At 67.0% G+C, this 15,399-nt stretch carries 12 protein-coding genes; 6 read left to right on the top strand and 6 right to left on the bottom strand.

Going from position 1 to position 15,399, the window contains the following annotated elements; all coding sequences use genetic code 11:
• Positions 1-271: 271 nt before the first annotated feature.
• The 4 genes from ACIQCM_RS08075 to ACIQCM_RS08060 all read left to right on the top strand — a co-directional run bounded on the left by ACIQCM_RS08075 (position 272) and on the right by ACIQCM_RS08060 (position 5,896).
• A complete protein-coding gene (locus ACIQCM_RS08075; RefSeq protein ID WP_009358243.1) occupies positions 272-559 on the top strand; it encodes an HU family DNA-binding protein in 288 nt (95 codons plus the stop codon).
• 111 nt (positions 560-670) lie between these two features.
• Entirely contained in the window at positions 671-2,842 is a 2,172-nt protein-coding gene (locus ACIQCM_RS08070; protein WP_400605426.1) for a cytochrome c oxidase assembly protein, read from the top strand.
• On the top strand, positions 2,842-4,863 hold the full coding sequence (locus ACIQCM_RS08065; RefSeq protein ID WP_400605424.1) for an NHL domain-containing thioredoxin family protein: 2,022 nt from the start codon (positions 2,842-2,844) through the stop codon (positions 4,861-4,863). The genes ACIQCM_RS08070 and ACIQCM_RS08065 overlap by 1 nt, the downstream gene beginning before the upstream one ends.
• A 277-nt stretch (positions 4,864-5,140) precedes the next feature.
• Positions 5,141-5,896, top strand: coding sequence for an endonuclease domain-containing protein (locus ACIQCM_RS08060; protein WP_400605422.1), 756 nt, complete (start codon positions 5,141-5,143; stop codon positions 5,894-5,896).
• 126 nt (positions 5,897-6,022) lie between these two features.
• On the opposite strand, the gene ACIQCM_RS08055 is transcribed toward ACIQCM_RS08060, so the two are convergent.
• Both ACIQCM_RS08055 and ACIQCM_RS08050 read right to left on the bottom strand, forming a co-directional pair.
• Positions 6,023-7,015 (bottom strand): hypothetical protein, encoded by a 993-nt coding sequence (locus tag ACIQCM_RS08055; protein ID WP_400605420.1) that lies wholly within the window; start codon positions 7,013-7,015, stop codon positions 6,023-6,025.
• Between the two features lie 144 nt (positions 7,016-7,159).
• Complete coding sequence (locus ACIQCM_RS08050) at positions 7,160-8,836, bottom strand: helicase HerA-like domain-containing protein (protein WP_400605418.1); 1,677 nt, start codon at positions 8,834-8,836, stop codon at positions 7,160-7,162.
• A 285-nt stretch (positions 8,837-9,121) separates the two neighbouring features.
• Between ACIQCM_RS08050 and ACIQCM_RS08045 the strand changes: the two genes are divergently transcribed.
• Positions 9,122-10,672, top strand: coding sequence for a PxKF domain-containing protein (locus tag ACIQCM_RS08045; RefSeq protein ID WP_400605416.1), 1,551 nt, complete (start codon positions 9,122-9,124; stop codon positions 10,670-10,672).
• Positions 10,673-10,778: 106 nt separating this feature from the next.
• Here ACIQCM_RS08045 and ACIQCM_RS08040 read toward each other — a convergent pair whose 3' ends face one another.
• A complete protein-coding gene (locus ACIQCM_RS08040) occupies positions 10,779-11,651 on the bottom strand; it encodes an aldo/keto reductase (RefSeq protein WP_400605415.1) in 873 nt (290 codons plus the stop codon).
• Between the two features lie 168 nt (positions 11,652-11,819).
• Between ACIQCM_RS08040 and ACIQCM_RS08035 the strand changes: the two genes are divergently transcribed.
• Positions 11,820-12,809 (top strand): LLM class flavin-dependent oxidoreductase, encoded by a 990-nt coding sequence (locus ACIQCM_RS08035; protein WP_400605413.1) that lies wholly within the window; start codon positions 11,820-11,822, stop codon positions 12,807-12,809.
• Positions 12,810-12,827: 18 nt separating this feature from the next.
• On the opposite strand, the gene ACIQCM_RS08030 is transcribed toward ACIQCM_RS08035, so the two are convergent.
• The 3 genes from ACIQCM_RS08030 to ACIQCM_RS08020 form a co-directional block, all read right to left on the bottom strand.
• A complete protein-coding gene (locus ACIQCM_RS08030) occupies positions 12,828-13,754 on the bottom strand; it encodes an AEC family transporter (protein WP_400605411.1) in 927 nt (308 codons plus the stop codon).
• A 51-nt stretch (positions 13,755-13,805) separates the two neighbouring features.
• On the bottom strand, positions 13,806-14,231 hold the full coding sequence (gene panD, locus ACIQCM_RS08025) for an aspartate 1-decarboxylase (RefSeq protein WP_400605409.1): 426 nt from the start codon (positions 14,229-14,231) through the stop codon (positions 13,806-13,808).
• A 124-nt stretch (positions 14,232-14,355) separates the two neighbouring features.
• Positions 14,356-15,267, bottom strand: a complete 912-nt coding sequence (locus tag ACIQCM_RS08020; protein ID WP_400605407.1) for a LysR substrate-binding domain-containing protein — start codon at positions 15,265-15,267, stop codon at positions 14,356-14,358.
• Positions 15,268-15,399 lie beyond the last annotated feature (132 nt).

The raw sequence follows: 15,399 nt of genomic DNA, 5'->3' as shown, positions 1-15,399 counted from the left end.
GAGGGTGTGGGAGAGTAGGTCACCGCCGGACACACATTGGTCGAGGCCCCGAACCACCAGGTTCGGGGCCTCCCACATTTAAACACCCACACCCCACAACCCACACCCGGAGCGCTCCGCAACCCCGGAAATCCGGTGATTAACCTCAAAAAGTGCCGGAAACACGCGGAATTTGCGGACCGGGACGGCCCAAGCTGGTAAGTTTTCGAACAGTGGCTTGTACGCATGCCGCGTGCAGGCTCCAGAATCATGACAGTCCAGGAGGACATAAATGGCTAAGAACCGTAGTGAACTTGTTGCAGAGGTAGCAGGCAAGGCCGGCACCAGCCAGGCAGCCGTGAACTCCGTCCTCGACGCACTGTTCGAGGTTTTCGAGACTTCTGTCGCCGCCGGCGAGAAGATCACCATCCCGGGCTGGCTCGCCGTCGAGCGTACCGACCGTGCAGCACGCACCGGCCGCAACCCCCAGACGGGCGAGACCATCCAGATCGCCGCCGGCCACAGCGTCAAGCTGACCGCAGGCTCCAAGCTGAAGGCTGCAGTCTCCAACAAGAAGTAGTCCTTCCGGCCGGCCACGCGCCGGCTTCCGAAAGGAGCGGCAACCACCTGGTTGCCGCTCCTTTCTGCGTTAAGCCGATTCGCGGGCGGCCCCGCAGTAGCGGACAATGGAATGGTGTCTCCTGCCGCCAACCCCCGTTCCAACGCCCCGCAGCCTGCCTCCGCCGGCGCGGAGGGCAGGCCTGCTGCTGGCGGCCGGACCCCGGCGCGCGGCACCGCACTAGGCATCTCCGGCCCGTGGCAGCTGGCCGGGCTGGCTGTACTGTTTCTGGGCCTGGTCGCGGCCCTGTTGTTCTCCGGCGCCGCTGCAGCACCCGACGTGGCCGATCCGGGTGCTTTCGTCCGCTGGGGCCTGCCTGCCAGCAAGGCCATCCACAATGTATCCCTGGCGACCGTCATCGGCGGCCTGATTTTCGCCGTCGGCATCCTGCCGAGGTTCGCGGGTGCCGCTGCCCGGCAGCACGGCCGTGCTGAAGGCGGCCGACCGGAGCATCCGGCCTTCGCCCGCGCCCTGGCAATAGCGGCCGCGGCGGGCGCCGCGTGGACGCTGTCCGCCGTCGCTGTCCTGGTCCTTACGTACGCTGACGTGGCCGGCCAGCCGCTGGCCGCGGATGCCGAGTTCACCACCTCGCTGATTTATTTCATGACTGACATCGACACCGGCCGAGCCTGGCTGGCCGTCACGATCATTGCTGCGGTCACCACCACGGCCCTCTTCGGTGTCAGGTCCCTTGGCGCCTTGGCGTTGACTCTGATCCTGGCACTCTGCGGGCTGATCCCAATGGCCTTGATCGGCCACTCCTCGAGTTCGTCGGACCACGAAGGCGCCATCAACTCCCTTGGCCTGCACCTGGTGGGTGTCAGCGCCTGGGTGGGCGGCATCATCGTGCTCGCGCTGCTGTCCGGCCTCCTCACCGGGAAAAACACGGACATCACCGAGCCCACGCTCAGGAGGTTTTCCACCCTGGCCGGCTTCGCGTTCGTGCTGGTTTTTGCATCCGGCGTGATCAATGCGGCCATCCGGATCACCGCGTGGCAGGACCTCGTTGGCTCACCGTACGGCCAGCTGATTCTTGCCAAGTCCGCAGCCACCCTGGTGCTGGGCGGAATCGGCTTCATGCACCGCCAATGGGTCATCCCGCAGCTGGGCCGGCAGGGATCCGCCATGTCCTCGCGGCGCGTACTGTGGCAGCTGCTGCTGGCTGAGCTGGTCATCATGGGCGCCACCTCCGGCATCGCCGTGGCACTGGGCCGCTCAGCACCGCCGGAGCCCACCGCCTACGCCCCGGATGCGTCCCCGGCGTTCATCCTCACCGGCTATGAGCTTCCCCCGGAGCTCACCCCCGAGCGCTGGCTCACCGAGTGGCGTCCCGACTGGCTTTGGATCACGGCGGCCGTCTTCGGGCTGGTCGCCTACTTCCTGGGCGTCGTCAAGATTCGCCGCCGCGGAGACAAGTGGCCCTGGTTCCGGTCCGTGAACTGGGTGATCGGACTGCTGGTCCTGACGTACATCACGTCCGGTCCGCCGTCGGTCTATGGCCGGGTGCTGTTCTCCGCGCACATGGTGGACCACATGGCGCTCACCATGGTGGCGCCGATCTTCCTGGTCCTGGGTGCCCCCGTCACGCTCGCCCTGCGCGCCCTCCCGGCCCGCGCCGACGGTTCCCGGGGCATGCGGGAGTGGCTGCTGGTGTTCGTCCACTCGAAGTTCTCGCAGCTGGTTACCCACCCGCTGTTCGCCGCGGCCAACTTTGCCGGCTCCATCGTGCTGTTCTACTACTCGGACCTTTTCGGGTTCGCCATGCGGGAGCATGTGGGGCATGAGCTGATGATCCTGCACTTCCTGCTGACGGGCTACATCTTCGTCCTCAGCATGATCGGGACGGACCCCCTGCCGCGGCGCGCGCCCTTCCCGATGCGCCTGCTCCTGCTGCTGGCCACCATGGGCTTCCACGCGTTCTTCGGCGTGGCCATCATGGGCGGCACCAACCTCCTCGCCGCGGACTACTTCGGCAACCTGGGCCGCGAATGGGGTCCGTCGGCGCTGGTGGACCAGCAAATGGGCGGCGCGGTGGCTTGGGGCATCGGCGAGGTACCCACGCTCCTGGTGGCGATCGGCGTCGCGATTATGTGGTCCCGGTCCGACCAGCGCGAAACAAAACGCGTGGACCGGGCGGCGGACAGGAATAACGACGCCGATCTGGCCGCTTACAACGATATGTTTGCCAAATTGGCTGAACGCGACGCCAGGCTGGCTGAACGCAACAAGCTGGAAGGACGCTGATGAGCGAAACCGTACGAACCTCTGCCCGGGTCCGCGCCTCCGAACTGGTGGGCCGTAACTGGCTGAACACCGGCGGCAAGACGCTGGACCTCGAAGCGCTGCGCGGCAAGATCGTGCTCCTCGACTTCTGGACGTTCTGCTGCATCAACTGCCTGCACGTCCTGGACGAGCTGCGTCCGCTGGAGGAGGAGTACTCGGACGTCCTGGTGACCGTCGGCGTCCACTCACCCAAGTTCGAGCACGAGGCCGATCCGGTGGCCCTGGCCGCTGCCGTGGAACGCTACGAGATCCACCACCCGGTCCTCGACGATCCCGAGCTGGACACCTGGAAGGCCTACACCGCCCGCGCCTGGCCCACCTTGGTGGTCATCGACCCCGAGGGCTACATCGTGGCGCACCTGTCGGGCGAGGGCCACGCAGACGGCCTGGCCGTGCTGATCCCCGAGCTCATCGCCGAACACGAGGCCAAGGGCACCCTCCACCGAGGTTCCGGCCCCTATGTGGCGCCCGAACCGACGTCGGGCACCCTCCGCTTCCCCGGCAAGGCGCTGTTCCTGCCGGCGGGCCGCGGTTCCGTCGCCCTGGAGGAAACGTACGACGGCGGCGCCGCGGCGGGTGCCGCAGGCAACAGCGGGGAAAAGGGTTCCTGGCTGGTCACCGACACCGGCCATCACCGGCTGGTGGAGCTGGACACCGACTTTGAGACGGTCCTCGCCACCTATGGTTCGGGCACCAAGGGCTACGCCGACGGCCCCGCCGCCGGCGAGACCGGCACCGCTGAATTCAACGAGCCCCAAGGCCTGGTGCTGCTCCCTGAAGACGTGGCAGCAAAGGCGGGCTACGACGTCGTCATTGCCGACTCCGTGAACCACCGCCTCCGGGGACTGTCGCTGAAAGACGGCAAGGCGTCGACACTGGCCGGTAACGGCGTGCAGCGGCTCCTGGAAACCGGCCCGGCGCGCGTGGACGAGCACGCCGCCGGAGTCACCGGCAAACTGGGCGGGCACCCGCTGGAGGTCGCTCTGAGCTCGCCGTGGGACGTGGTGTGGTCCGGCAAACTCAACGCCGTGGTGGTGGCGATGGCCGGCGTACACCAGATTTTCAGTTTCGACCCCATCAGCGGGGCGGTGGCCATCGTGGCCGGCAACGGCCTGGAAGGCCTGCTGGACGGGCCCGCGGACGAGGCATGGTTCGCGCAGTCCTCCGGCCTGGCCGAGGACGCGGACGGCAACATCTGGGTGGCCGACTCCGAAACCTCCGCGCTGCGCAAGCTCGTCATCGCGGAAGACGGCACCGTGATGGTGGAGTCGGCCGTGGGCAAGGGCCTGTTCGACTTCGGCTTCCGGGACGGTCCTGCGCCGGAGGCCCGGCTGCAGCACCCCCTGGGCGTCACTGTACTGCCCGATGGCTCTGTGGCCATCGCGGACACCTACAACGGAGCTGTCCGCCGCTATGACCCCGCGGCCGGCACCGTGTCCACCCTGGCCCGCGGCCTGTCCGAGCCTTCGGACGTGATTGTGGACCACACCCGGTCCGCCGGTTCCGAGCCGCTCTTGGTGGTGGTGGAAGCAAACAAGCACCAGCTGGTGTACGTGCCCATCCCGAAGGAAGCACAGCAGGTGGATGAGGGCGCGTCACAGACCCAGCGGCCCAAGAGCCCCGTTGCGCCGGGGCCCTTGGAGCTGACCGTCCGCTTCAAGGCTCCCACCGGGCAGAAGCTGGATGACCGCTGGGGCGACCCCACGCAGCTGAAGATCTCCTCCACACCGCCGGAGCTGCTGGTCTCGGGTGGCGGCACCTCTGTGGGGCTGCTCCGCACGCTTGAACTGTCCGCCGACGTACCCGAAGGCGTCCTGCACATTACCGCCCGCGCGGCCGCCTGCGACGGACCAGAGACCGAGGACGGCGAGATCCCGGACCACGCTGCCTGCCACCTGTACCAGCAGGACTGGGGCATCCCGGTGGTCCTGCAGGGTGACGGGGACACGGAACTGGTGCTGGACCTGCGCGGCATGGACTGACCCGGCCTAGCATCCCTGACAGGCTGCCGCCTACGCGTCACGGACAGCAGTCTTTTGGGTACCCGGCCTGGCAATAACCGCGGACTCACGGGACTGCGCCTCGCGGCGGCAGCCAAAAGCATGCCCGGCGTGACGCGACTCCTGTGGGCAGCAGTTTTCCACATAGGCTCTCGTACCTCTGCCATGCGCGGAAGCGCGGAGCCACCATGTCCGCATGGACGCCTTCAAAGCCCTCGCACGATGTGGCGGAGCAGCGCGCCGACCGGTACTCGCCCGAATGGGAGTTGACGATGCCGCGCTGCGACGTGCCGTCCGGGGAGGAGTCCTGCGGCCGGCACGGGGACTGTATGCGCTTCCGTCGGCCTCTCCGGACCTGGTGGCCGCGCTGCGGAACCGTGAGCTGTTGACCTGCTCAAGTGCTGCGCCCATGTACAACCTCTGGTGCCTGCCGCCCAACGGGCTCCGCCACGTCCACCACCGGCGCCGGGAATCCGTCCGGGGCAACGCCGTCTACCACGCCGGACTGCTCCTGCCGCCAGCCTCCCTCCGGCCGGTAGCGGCGCTCGCCGACGTGCTGATCCACGCACTGCGGTGCTTGTCCTTCGCGGAGTCCCTGGTGATGGTCGAGTGCGCCGTGGGGCGAGGCGATATCACCGTCGACTTCCTGCGCCAACACCTGCCCGGGAAGAGGAACGGCAAGGCGAGGGCGGTGCTGGACTGGGTGGACCGGGGCTCGGATTCACTCCTTGAGACGCTGGCGCGGACCTATTTCCGGCAGGCGGGGATTTCAGTCCAGGCGCAGGTCTACCTGGAGCGCGTGGGTCACGTCGATTTGCTGCTGGACGGCTGGCTGGTGGTGGAACTGGATGGCCGGCACCACGCCGAATGGAAGCAGGTGCAGAAGGACCACCGGCGGAACAACGAGTCGGTGGTGCAGGGGTACACAGCCCTGCGGTACTACTATCCGGACGTGGTGCACTATCCCGAAGCCATGGTTGCTCAGGTCCTGCAGGTGCTGGCGCGGCGGCGATGATCGAGCGGACGTCACGCAGAGCATGCTTTTGATACCAGGAGAGGGCTGCAACCCCGGAATCACGGGGACTGGTAGTTGGGAGAGCCCCGAAAGCGTGCTGGGTGTGACGCTCGGGCAGCCCCGGCGCTAGAAGCTCAGCAGCGGGGTGACCTTGATGGTGTCGCCGCCGATGTCCAGCCGCGTGGTGAAGCTGAAGTCCACTTCTTCATCCAGCGGGAACCAGGCGCCGGTGAAGGAATCCTGCTGCTGGGCCTGGACGCGCGCCTTGCCGTCCAGCGGGGCCACCACCCAGCGGCCGTTGAAGGGTTCGATGGACACCCCGGGGTACTTGGTGATGCTCCATTTAATAGTGCCGTCCTGGACCCGGTTGTCGCTCGCGTAGTAGAACGGGCAGTCCGGCTGCAGCTTCTGCACTTTGGAAGCCTCTGCGGCGCAACTGTCCAGGTACTGCTTCACCTTGGCTGCGACCTCATTTTTCAGGCGGTCCGTGGCCTCGGTCAGCAGGTTCAGCGGCGCCACGGGTGCGCCACGGCCCGTGACGGTGGCCCGGGTGGCGGGGGCCGAGAAGTAGCGTCCGTTCAAGGACGCCTCGTACTCGCCCGGGTAGAACACGGCGAAGCTGTTCTGCCCGTCCGGCATATTCACCGGGATGCCGTTGAGCGTGGCTTCGCTGGAGTTAACGACCGTGACGTCCACGGTAGGCAGCCGGGAGGGGACAAACGCCCAGGTGTCGAAGAATATCCATTCGGTGCCGGTGCGCTCCAGGAGGAATTCGGTGCGTAGCCGGCTGCCGTCGATGGTGTAGTCCAGGGGCACCATGACACGGTTTCCGGGACGTGGCTCGGGGTCGCCCACGGTGGTGTTGGACAGCCTCGAGACGGCCGTCTGCAGGGCTGTCCCGTCAAGCATGGCCGCGTTGCCGCCGGGAACGGTGGCGCGGAGGAGGCCCAGGGCCCTGCCGCCGTCGCCGCCTTGGAGGGCTTCCAGGTATTCGCGCACAGGCTGCTGCGGACTGGACACGGTGTTGTTCACGACGTTCACCGCCACCACCCCCGCAGCCACGGCAAGCATGAGGCCAAGCAGCCAACCGGCCGCGATCCTCACCAACGCTTGACTCATCTGCACGCTTCCCACGTTACCGGTAAGCGTGCGCACGGCCTTCCCGGGCGGCGTCACATGTGCCGCGCACCACGGGGACAGGGAGTACGACGGCGGCGCCCGCCGCCGCTGGCCACGGCTACCGGGTGGCTGGAACCGGGAGTCTTAGCGGCGGCGCCGCGGGGAGGTACCGAACACCCCGCGCAGCAGTTCACGGCCGAGTTGGGTTCCGATGGAGCGGGCCATACTCTTCAGGCCGCCGCCCAGGGCGTCACCGAACACACCGCCGAGGCCGTCCGCGGAGCTGCGGTCCGCGCCGGAGGGGGAGCGGGGCGTGGAGTCCCGAGCCGGCACCGTCCGGCCGCCGGGGGCGGGCCGGCTGCTGGGCCGGCCGAGGATGTCCTCCTCGATGCGCCGGGCCTCGGCGTCGACGTCCATGTCTGCAGCGGAGTCCTCGGTCGCCGGATCCTGCGCAGCTCCCGCCCCGGCACCCTGCCCGGACAGCTTTTCATAGGCCGACTGGTTGTCCACCGCCTCGCCGTACCGCGCCAGCAGGGCTGAGCCGTTGACGATTCCCGAGACCACGCCCGCCCCGCTCGGGCCCATGACTGACTCGGGCGCGCGGAGCCGGGTGTGGGCCACCGGGGTGGGTGCCCCGTTTTCGTTCATGACGGTGACCACGGCTTCGCCGATGCCCGCCGATGTCAGGGTCTCTTCGAGGTCGTAGTCGCTCAGGGGAAATGTGGACACCGTTGCCCTGAGGGCCTTGGCGTCTTCGGGGGTGAAGGCACGCAGCGCGTGCTGGACCCGGTTGGCTAGCTGGCCCAGGACTTCAGCGGGGACGTCCTTCGGCGTCTGGGTCACGAAGAAAATGCCCACGCCCTTGGACCGGATCAGCCGGACGGTGGTGGTGATCGCGGCCAGGAAGGCCTTGGAGGCGTCCTTGAAGAGCAAGTGCGCTTCGTCCAGGAAGAAGACGAGCTTGGGCTTGTCCAGGTCACCGGCCTCGGGCAGCTCCTCGAAAAGGTCCGCCAGCAGCCACATCAGGAAGGTGGAGAAGAGCAACGGCTTGGATTGGAGCGTGGGCAGCTCCAGGCAGGTGATGATGCCCCGCCCGTCCGGCGACGTGCGCATCAGGTCCGCGGTGTCGAACTCCGGCTCGCCGAAGAACGTGTCCAGGCCCTGGGCCTCGAGGGTCACGAGCTCGCGGAGGATTACCCCCGCTGTTGCCTTCGACAGACCGCCGAGCTCCTCCAGCTGCTCCTTGCCCTCCGCAGACGTGAGGAACTGGATCACGGCCCGGAGGTCCTTGAGGTCGGTCAGTTCCAGGCCGTTCTTGTCCGCGAAGTGGAAGATCAGCTGCAGGCTGGATTCCTGCGTGTCGTTCAGCTCCATGATCCGGGAGAGGAGGATAGGTCCGAAGGAGGTGACCGTCGCCCGGACCGGGACGCCGGCGCCGTCCCCGCCAAGGGCCAGGAACTCTACCGGAAAGGCCCGTCCTTCCCACTCCTGGCCAATCCCCTCGGTACGTTCCGCAAGCTTGGAATTTCCGACGGCGGCAGTCGCCAGACCGGACAGGTCGCCTTTGATGTCCGCCAGGAACACAGGGACGCCCGCGGCGGAGAGCTGTTCGGACATCATGTGCAGGGTGACCGTCTTGCCCGTTCCGGTGGCTCCGGCCACGAGTCCGTGCCGGTTCATCATGGCCAGCGGCAGGCGGACCGGGGCTTCCTTGTGGACTTCGCCGTCCACCACCGCAGCCCCCAGTTCGATGGTGGCACCCTCCAGGGTGTACCCCTTTTGGAGGGTGGCAAGCTTCTCTGCGGTGGATTTCCCGGCCATGCCCACAGCTTAGCGGCGCCGGCAGCCGGGTCTACCGCACCGCGCGGTCCGCGCGTTCCAGCAGCCGCGAGGCGGCGTCGCCAGGACGACGTCCCCTGCCGGCACTGCCGTCCTGGTGAGCCGAGGCCGCCGGCAAAGCAAGTAGTCCCCTTCCTCCCCGCCGAAAAAACGAGTACTCCCGCCAAAAGACAGGTGGGGCGTTACGCGTGCGCTCCGGCGCACCCCGCACCTAGGGTGAAGCCATTCTGCGGCCAGGGTGGTCCGCAGGCCTTGAGGGAGAGACACATGGACAATTTGCTGGGCATTGGCAGTGGCGCTCGACGGCAGGGCCGTGGCGGCTTCAGGGCCGCGGCGGCGCTCGCCGCAGCCGGGCTGGTACTCGCCGGCAGCGGTATCGCTTTCGCTGACGACATCCACAACACGCTGGACAGTTCGGTTGACACAGACGCCGAAGTCCTTGCACTGAACCTGGGCGGCGCGCAGGGTTTTGCGTCGCTGGCACTGTGGACCACCGACGGCGACGGGAAGAGGGGGTGTAATTTGACCGGTTCTAACACCCTGACGCTGAAAATCGAATCCACCAACACGTCGGTGGCCACGGTATCGCCGGCTACCACCACGTTCACCTCCTGTGGCTTTACGCAGCCGCTGTCCGTAACTGCTGTGGGAGCGGGTTCAGCGAACGTCACTGTGAGCATCATTAGCAACACCACGCCGTATTCCTTCAGCACCGCCCCCGCGGCCTTCCGCGTGGACGTCGTTGCGCCCGCCCCCGCGAATACGGCGCCGGAGCTGTCCATCTCCGGGGTGGCGAACGGGGCATCCTACGCAAAGGGCGCGGTCCCTGCCGCGATGTGCGAGGTAGCCGACACCGAGGACGAATCCAGCTCCTTCCCCGCCACGTTGGGTGCCGTGTCAGGCCCGGACGGTGCGTACGGCGTCGGGACGCAGGAGGCCTCGTGCAGTTATACGGACGGCGGCGGCATCACCGTGGCTAGTTCGGTCACCTACGTCATCACCGACGCCACAGCTCCCGCGGTCAGCTACACCCTTAGCCCTGCGACGCCGGACGGCGCCAACGGTTGGTACAAGAACGCAGTGACGCTGGACTGGACGGTGACCGAAGACGATTCGCCCAGCACCCTTGTCCTCGCAGGCTGTGACGACCGGACGATCTCCGAAGACCAGGTGGCCACGGAATACAGTTGCGCAGCCAGCAGCAGCGCAGGCCCCGCGGACCCGGTGGCGGTGAGCCTTAAGAAGGATGGGGCTGAGCCGGAGCTCGGGTTCACCTCGGACCTGGGCGTGAGCTACTTCGGGTCCACGCCGGCAGAACCGGGGTGCACTGCACGGGACCACCTCTCCGGCCTGGCCGGGCCGTGCACCGTTTCCGGGTACTCCACTTCGACCGGAAAGCACACCCTCACCGCGACCGCCACGGACCTGGCCGGCAACACTGCCACCATCACCCAGGACTACGAGGTCAAGGCATGGACGCTCAAGGGCTTCTACCAGCCCGTGGACATGAGCGGCGTCCTGAATACGGTCAAGGGCGGCAGCACGGTGCCGGCCAAGTTCGAGGTCTTTGCCGGAGATCGGGAGATCACCGATCCTGGTACCCTGGCGTTCTCCGCAGCGAAAATCCAATGTGCCAACGGTGCAGTGGAAGACGCCATCGAGATGGTGGTCGCAGGCAATACCGCGTTGCGCTACGACACCACCGCCGGCCAGTTTGTGTACAACTGGAAGACGCCCACCCTTGCCGGTTCCTGCTACCAGCTCACGATGAAAGCAGCTGACGGCTCCTTGATCAGCGCCAGCTTCAAGCTGAAATAGGCGCCCGAAGCAGGGGAAAGGCAACAGACAGGCGGTCCGGGGATAGACCGGACCGCCTGCCGCATGTTCAGTTAACTGCCGGGTCGCCGCTCCGGCGGTGACCCGCTCAGTGGCCGGCGGCCGAAAGCTCTGCGTAAGTTTCGTCGTCGAGCGTTACACCCGCGGCGCCCATGTTCTCCTCCAGATGCACCATGGAGGCGGTCCCCGGGATCGGCATGATGACGGGCGAGTGCCGCAGCAGCCAGGCCAGGGCCACCTGTGAAGCGGTGGCGCCCAGGCGCGTGGCAGCGGCGTCCAGCAGCCCGCCGGGCTGCGCCAGCTCACCCGCGGAGATGGGCGCCCAGGGGATGAACCCGATGCCGTTGGCCTCCGCGTACTGCAGGACATCCTCGGAGCTGCGGTCCGTCAGGTTATACCGGTTCTGAACCGTGGACACAGTGAAATGCCGGCTGGCTGCCTCGATCTCCGCAACCGTGACCTCCGACAGGCCAAGGGCACGGACCTTGCCTTCGTCCTGCAGTTCGCGGAGGACTGCGAACTGTTCGTCGGCATTGACGGAGGGGTCGATCCGGTGCAACTGCAACAGATCCAGGGTTTCGACCCTGAGCTTGCGCAGGCTCAGTTCCGCCTGCTGGCGCAAATATTCCGGCCGGCCCAGCGGAATCCACTTGCTGGGACCGGTCCGGGTGAAGCCCACCTTCGTGGCGATCTTCAGGCCGTCACGGTACGGGTGCAGGGCCTCTGCGAGAATCTCCTCGCTGACGTTCGGGCCGTAGGAATCGGCGGTGTCGATAAAGTCCACACCAAGTTCGACGGCGCGGCGTACCAGGGCAACGGACGCGCTGCGGTCCGCCGGCTCACCCCAGACGCCGGGGCCGGTGATGCGCATGGCGCCGAAACCGAGCCGGTGGACGGTTCCCAGGTCCTTCAGGTCGATCGTTGCGGACAGTTCGAGTTCCTTGGATGCGTTTAGGCTCATGTGGGCGGCAACACAGTCCGGTCCGGCGATATTCCATGTGCCCCCCTGTGGTTCCGAAAGTCCCGGCGACGGGCAGAAATAAGCCGGGCACCGCCGTCGTTATGCCTTCCGTGCGTGCCGCGACGCGGCAGGCGACCATTGCAGACGCTTGAAAGGCCGGCACCTGACGTGACTCCTCCCCTCTCCATCCTTGACCTGGCGACAATCGGGAAGGGGCAGACGGCGGCGGACAGCCTGGCAGGCAGCGTGTCGATGGCGCAGAGGGCCGAGGAGTTGGGGTACCGGCGGGTCTGGTACGCCGAGCACCACAACATGTCGTCGATCGCTTCGTCGGCTACAAGCGTGTTGATTGCCCACGTGGCTGCCCACACCGAGAGCATCCGGCTGGGCGCCGGCGGCATCATGTTGCCCAACCACTCGCCGCTGACCATTGCCGAGCAGTTCGGCACGCTGGAAACCCTGCATCCGGGCCGGATCGATCTGGGCCTCGGCCGCGCGCCCGGCAGCGACCAGAACACCATGCGTGCACTGAGGCGCGACCCGATGGCAGCCGACAGCTTCCCGCAGGACGTCCTGGAACTGCAGGGCTACCTCACCGGACCCACCCGCATCCAAGGCGTGGAAGCCACCCCCGGCAAGGGAACGAACGTACCGCTGTACATCCTGGGCTCGTCACTCTTCGGCGCACGTCTGGCCGCGCAGTTGGGGCTGCCCTACGCGTTCGCCTCGCACTTTGCCCCCGCAGCACTGCAGGACGCGGTGGCGCTGTACCGGCGCGAGTTCAAGCCGTCTGCCCAGCTGGATGCTCCGCACGTGATCGCCGGCGTCAACGTCATCGCCGCCGACTCGGCGTCCGAAGCGCAGGACATGCTCCGCGCCACCAAGCGCGCCCGGGTTTCCTTGTTCTTTGGCGGCGGGCGCGAGTTCACCGACGACGAAGCCGACATGGTGCTCGATTCGCCGCAGGGCCAGCACGTCTCGCAGATGATGACTTATTCTGCCGTGGGTACCCCGGACGTGGTGCTGGAGTACCTGGACAGCTTCGGCCGGCACGCTGACGCGGACGAACTCATCGTGGCGCACCAAAGCCCCGGTACCGCCGAGCGGCTGCGGTCGGTGGAACTGCTGGCGCAGGTGGCCGGGCTGGTGCGGGCGTAGGCCTCCTGCAACTCCGCCTCACGTCAGCAGCAGCGCCACGCCGATCATCGCCGGGACCGCCACGATGGTGGTGATCAGCACCGTATCCTTTGCCACGGTCAGGCCGGTGTTGTACCGGCTCGCGGCCACGAAGACATTCTGCGCCGTGGGCAGGGCGGACGTGACCACCACGGCGAAGAGCGCATGGCCGTCCATGCCCAGGGCAAAGCGGGCAAACAGGTAGGCCAGCGCCGGCTGGATGCCCAGCTTGAACAGGCTGGCCAGGAGGGTGTCCGTCCGCCGGGCCGCGGAGGCCTGGAGCGGGCGGGTGCCATGCAGGCTCATGCCAAAGGCGATCAGCATGGCAGGAATCGCGGCGCCGCCGATCAGGTGGACCGGCTCCATCACCAGGGCCGGCACCTCCCAGCCGGTCCCCGCCACGATGAGTCCCAGCGCCGAGCCCACGATCATCGGATTGCGCAGGATCATCACCACGAAGCCCAGGGGAGTGGTGCGGTGGCTGCTGGTGCTCGAATCCAGCAGCATCAGGAACAGCGGGGTGAAGAACGCCAACTGGAAGATCAGCAGCGGCACCACGTAGCTCGCGTCCCCAAGGACATATACCGCGATGGGAATGCCAAGGTTGGCGGAGTTGGCCAGGGACGCCGCCATCGAGGACATCAGCGATTCAGGCAGCGTGCGTTTCAGCCAAAACTTCACTGCCCTGAAGTAGATGGCAGCACTGGCGATGGCAGCTACGGCCGTGACCAGCAGGGGTTCGGCGAAAACGTCCTCGAGCCGGGCCTTGCTGAGCGTTTCAAACAGGAGCGCAGGGCTGGCCACGAAGAACGTGAGTGCGCTGAGGACGGGCCGGGCATTCTCGCCCAGGACGCGGTTCCGGCCCACGAACCAGCCCACCAGGATAATGGACCAGACCACGAAGAAGCCGGCCAGCACGCCTAGCAAGGATCACCCCTGAAGGCGCGTCGGAGCGGGTTCCCGGGGCTCACTCTCCGGTCAGAGGGCTGCGTTGTTGAGGGCGAACGGCGGGCGGAGCATGCCGGGCGTCAGGCCCTCGGCGGGGTCGCTGCCCAACTGGACGATCTTGTTGTCCCGGTCCACGTGGACAACCCTGGGCTGGTACGCGTTGGCTTCTTCGGTGGTCATCTGGGCGTAGGTAATCAGGATGACGATGTCGTTCTCGTGCATCAGGTGCGCTGCCGCACCGTTGATGCCGATCACCCCGGAGCCGCGCTCGCCGGCAATCGTGTACGTCTCCAGGCGTGCACCGTTCGTCACGTCGACAATGGATACCAGTTCCCCGGGCAGGATGTCGGCAGCCTCAAGCAGGTCCAGGTCGACGGTGACCGAACCCACGTAGTGGAGGTCGGCGTGCGTGACGGTAGCCCGGTGGATTTTGGACTTGAACATTGTTCGATTCATAACTGCATCAGTTTAGCCCCGGCGGACCGCCCGGCGCAGTGACGCACGGAACAGTGACGCAGTAGCGATCCCGCCGCCGGGGCAGGGCCCGTGTGAACGCAGCGGAAGCGTACGACGGCGGCGCTCACCCGACGTCGTGCGCCGCCACTGCCTCGGCCGCCGCAGCCAGGGTCTCGCGGGCGGCCAGGATTGCCGGGCGCTTGGCGCTGGAGCGGCGCACCGAGGTGAAGATGGTGCGGTGCGGTTTGCCCGGCAGCTCCAGGAGCCGGGCCGTAGTGCCGCGCCCGGTCCAGACCAGGTCCGGCATCAGGGCCACGGCGTTTCCGGACTCGATCAGGCGGATCTGCGCCTGCAGGTCCGCCGTCTCAAACCGCACGTCCGGCTCGAATCCGGCGGTGCGGCACGCCTGTTCCGCCCAGTGGCGGGACGCGGCACCCCGCGGTTCCATGACCCAGGCGAGCTCCGCGGTGTCCTCAATCGTGCGGATGTCTGCGCCGCCGTCGGACGCGGGAACGGCGAGCCGGATGGCGTCCGTCGTGAGCTTGACGCGGTCCAGTTCGGGATAGCGCGGCGCGGCATGGCCGGGGTACTGCTCGGCGATCACCAGGTCGAAGTCGCGCGCCCATGTTTCGTGGAGGGCGGTCTCCGGCTCGCGTTGGATCATCTCGATCCGCACTTCCGGATATTCCCTGGTCATCCGCGTCAGGGTTTCCGGCATCAGCGCCAGCGCGGCAGACTGGAACACCGCGATTTTCACCGTGCCCGTGACCGTGGTGAGTGACGCGGCGAGGTCCGCCTCCGCCTGTTCCATGGTCTGCAGCAGCTGCGCGGTGTGGGCCACCAGCACCTCCGCCTGCGGCGTCAGCTGGACCCGCCGCCCTGTCTTACGGAGCAGTTCAACGCCCACCTCCTTCTCCAGGAGGGTGAGCTGCTGCGATACCGACGACGGGCTGTACTGGAGTGCCTCGGCCACCTCGGCTAGCGTTCCCCGGATGCTCAGTTCGCGGAGCAGCCGGAGCCGGCGGACGTCAAGCATCTGGAAATCCTTATCGAAGCTAACGAATATAGGTTAGGAGGAGTCACTTTATCTAATGCAATGACGCTTGCATACTGTTGGAACCGAGTTACCCCTGCCACAGCGATTCCGCGCCGCGGCAGGTACGCACGA

Origin of the sequence: Pseudarthrobacter sp. NPDC092439 (assembly GCF_044754945.1) — a bacterium.
Lineage (GTDB): Bacteria > Actinomycetota > Actinomycetes > Actinomycetales > Micrococcaceae > Arthrobacter.
The sequence above is the reverse complement of the archived record's forward strand: the minus strand, read 5'-3'. Positions and strand labels throughout refer to the sequence as shown.

Coding starts and splice junctions, on each gene's coding strand:
- ACIQCM_RS08075 (WP_009358243.1), top strand. CDS start 272: ATGGCTAAGAACCGTAGTGAACTTGTTGCAGAGGTAGCAGGCAAGGCC.
- ACIQCM_RS08070 (WP_400605426.1), top strand. CDS start 671: ATGGTGTCTCCTGCCGCCAACCCCCGTTCCAACGCCCCGCAGCCTGCC.
- ACIQCM_RS08065 (WP_400605424.1), top strand. CDS start 2,842: ATGAGCGAAACCGTACGAACCTCTGCCCGGGTCCGCGCCTCCGAACTG.
- ACIQCM_RS08060 (WP_400605422.1), top strand. CDS start 5,141: ATGGGAGTTGACGATGCCGCGCTGCGACGTGCCGTCCGGGGAGGAGTC.
- ACIQCM_RS08055 (WP_400605420.1), bottom strand. CDS start 7,015: ATGAGTCAAGCGTTGGTGAGGATCGCGGCCGGTTGGCTGCTTGGCCTC.
- ACIQCM_RS08050 (WP_400605418.1), bottom strand. CDS start 8,836: ATGGCCGGGAAATCCACCGCAGAGAAGCTTGCCACCCTCCAAAAGGGG.
- ACIQCM_RS08045 (WP_400605416.1), top strand. CDS start 9,122: ATGGACAATTTGCTGGGCATTGGCAGTGGCGCTCGACGGCAGGGCCGT.
- ACIQCM_RS08040 (WP_400605415.1), bottom strand. CDS start 11,651: ATGAGCCTAAACGCATCCAAGGAACTCGAACTGTCCGCAACGATCGAC.
- panD (WP_400605409.1), bottom strand. CDS start 14,231: ATGAATCGAACAATGTTCAAGTCCAAAATCCACCGGGCTACCGTCACG.
- ACIQCM_RS08020 (WP_400605407.1), bottom strand. CDS start 15,267: ATGCTTGACGTCCGCCGGCTCCGGCTGCTCCGCGAACTGAGCATCCGG.